Source organism: Staphylococcus sp. HMSC065D05 (assembly GCF_001813195.1).
GTDB classification, from domain to species: domain Bacteria; phylum Bacillota; class Bacilli; order Staphylococcales; family Staphylococcaceae; genus Staphylococcus; species Staphylococcus epidermidis.
The window spans coordinates 26325-28675 of sequence record NZ_KV811770.1; the positions used below are offsets into that span (position 1 = coordinate 26325).

At 30.2% G+C, this 2351-nt stretch carries 4 protein-coding genes; 2 read left to right on the forward strand and 2 right to left on the reverse strand.

What is annotated here, in order from left to right:
- Positions 1-34: 34 nt before the first annotated feature.
- Both HMPREF2897_RS10455 and HMPREF2897_RS10460 read right to left on the reverse strand, forming a co-directional pair.
- Positions 35-295, reverse strand: a complete 261-nt coding sequence (locus HMPREF2897_RS10455) for a NifU N-terminal domain-containing protein (protein WP_001831110.1) — start codon at positions 293-295, stop codon at positions 35-37.
- A gap of 11 nt (positions 296-306) precedes the next feature.
- Complete coding sequence (locus HMPREF2897_RS10460) at positions 307-501, reverse strand: zinc-finger domain-containing protein (protein WP_070593173.1); 195 nt, start codon at positions 499-501, stop codon at positions 307-309.
- 251 nt (positions 502-752) lie between these two features.
- Here HMPREF2897_RS10460 and HMPREF2897_RS10465 point away from each other — a divergent pair, with 251 nt between their 5' ends.
- Both HMPREF2897_RS10465 and HMPREF2897_RS10470 read left to right on the forward strand, forming a co-directional pair.
- Entirely contained in the window at positions 753-1457 is a 705-nt protein-coding gene (locus tag HMPREF2897_RS10465) for a queuosine precursor transporter (protein ID WP_070593175.1), read from the forward strand.
- A gap of 326 nt (positions 1458-1783) precedes the next feature.
- A complete protein-coding gene (locus HMPREF2897_RS10470) occupies positions 1784-2179 on the forward strand; it encodes a ribonuclease HI family protein (RefSeq protein ID WP_002446449.1) in 396 nt (131 codons plus the stop codon).
- Positions 2180-2351: the final 172 nt, after the last annotated feature.

The following is a 2351-nucleotide window of genomic DNA, read 5'->3' on the forward strand; positions in this document are numbered from 1 at the left end:
CTATAAATTGTTTCTAATTGTACTATATAGAAAATTAATTGCTTTTAGCGAACGTGTTTTCTATTTGTGGTAATAATTCATTCCAGTTAGCGTTATCTTCTTTATCAATTGATATAAAATCCAAAACATAAAATATTGATTTAACACCTTCTATTTCAAATAATCGGTTAATAAATTCAGGTTGACCTTCTTGAGCGGCAGTATATGTTGTAGATGAGTTATCTTGACGTGGTTCACTCAAAGAAACTTTCATTGTATTATGATTAGGTGTTTCTGAAATTGCTATAATCTCCATGTGACATCCTCCTATTGTAACTCATTACCAATTTGTTTAATTTGTTTACCGACCGTGCATTCATTTATACAAAAATGATGTGCTGGTGTTTTACCGTGAGTTTTTCTATTGTGCTTTTTTAATGGACATTGGTGACAATAAATATTCATCAATTGGTCGATGTGTTGAATTGCTTGTTGTTCTGTATAAGTGAGTATAGCTTCCACTTCCCTTAGCTATAGACTATTTATAATATATACTCATTTCACATGTTTGTATTATAGCATTTATAAGTTGGGAATTTGAAATAATCAATTTTAGTTTTGAGAAAATTGATAACTTAGATGTTGGTTTAAGTTAATATTTATTTACTCTTCTTTTTTAGCATTGCATTAAAGATAAATTTTAAGTAAACTAGTATAGTTAATTTTGGCGGTTTCTAAACACCCGCTTTAACAAAATTTAGGAGGAAAATGATATGTATAATGAAATATTTGGTATTGCGTCATTTATTGTTACATTCGCTTTAATGGTACTGATGTATCGTTGCTTTGGTAAACAAGGACTAATTGCTTGGGTAGCAATAGGAACGATTATCGCTAATATACAGGTCATAAAAGCAGTTCATATTTTTGGTATTACGGCTACGCTTGGAAATGTCATGTTTGCTTCTATATATTTAGCTACTGATATATTAAATGACATCTATGGTCGTAAAGTTGCTAAAAGAGCAGTGTGGCTTGGTTTCTCTTCAACCTTAGTAATGATTATAGTCATGCAAATGTCATTGCATTTTATTCCTGCTCCAGTAGACAATGCGCAAAACTCATTAAAAATGATTTTTGATTTAGTGCCTAGAATTGCTATTGGTTCCATTATTGCTTATATCATAGGCCAACAAATTGATGTATTTATATTCAGTATGATTAAAAAGATATTTAGCTCTGATAAAACCTTTATTATTAGAGCATACGGTAGTACCATTTTAAGTTCTATTATTGATACCGGTTTATTTGTTTCAATTGCTTTTATTGGTACTATGCCAGGTACTGCTGTTTTTGAAATATTTATTACAACTTACCTGTTAAAATTAGTGTCAACAATTTTTAATGTACCATTTGGATATATTGCTAAGTCACTATATCGAAAAGGAAAGATAGAACAATTAGATAATGGGTATTAATATTTATTGTATTCGATATGTAGATATACAAAAAAACGAAACAGAATTCCTTGTGCTGAACTAGCTTCGAAATTCAATTTGATTTGTCCGTAGAAATTCCAAGTGAAATTTTCAATGATAGGACGTACGACCAAAGTTAAATAAATCTTAATATAAGGGCTCAATATAGACATCAATGCCTTATTTGTTAGCAGAACCTGTAGTATATATGTTATCTTAGGTTCTGTTTGTTTTTGATTTAATTTTTAGCGTTTTGTCTTTTTAGTTTGATACAATAGAATAGATACATTTTAGCGAGTAGACAATTCTGAAGAGGAGTAAAAGTAATGGCTAAAATACATTTTGATGCTGCGACTAAAGGAAATCCCGGCCGAAGTGCTTGTGCGATTATTATAAAAGAAAATTCACAAAGATATGCATTTACGCATGATTTAGGTGAAATGGATAATCATAGTGCAGAATGGGCAGCAATGTTGCACGCTTTGGAACATGCACGCGAATTAAAAGTATCTAACGCGTTACTTTATACTGATTCAAAATTAATTGAAGATAGTATGCTACAAGGTAAAGTTAAAAATGCTAAGTTTAAAGTTTATTTTGAAAACATAGAAATCTTAGAGCAAAGTTTTGATTTGATGTTTGTGAAATGGATTCCACGAAAACAAAATAAAGAAGCGAATCAACTTGCTCAACAAACACTATACAAACTTACATCACAATAATCTAAAGTGTTAATATGATATATTACGTATTTAATTGTTTGTTCAACCTCACCAATAAGATTTCGGCTTTGAAAAGCTTATTATAATACGTTCATACTCAATAATCGATGATTAACACAAAAACAAGCCCGAGACATTAAGTCCCGGGCTTGTTCTGTGTTAAAGATATATT

Bases quoted from the DNA above. Each gene is read 5' to 3' on its own strand.
- HMPREF2897_RS10455 (WP_001831110.1), bottom strand. From the start codon at position 295: ATGGAGATTATAGCAATTTCAGAAACACCTAATCATAATACAATGAAA.
- HMPREF2897_RS10470 (WP_002446449.1), top strand. From the start codon at position 1,784: ATGGCTAAAATACATTTTGATGCTGCGACTAAAGGAAATCCCGGCCGA.
- HMPREF2897_RS10465 (WP_070593175.1), top strand. From the start codon at position 753: ATGTATAATGAAATATTTGGTATTGCGTCATTTATTGTTACATTCGCT.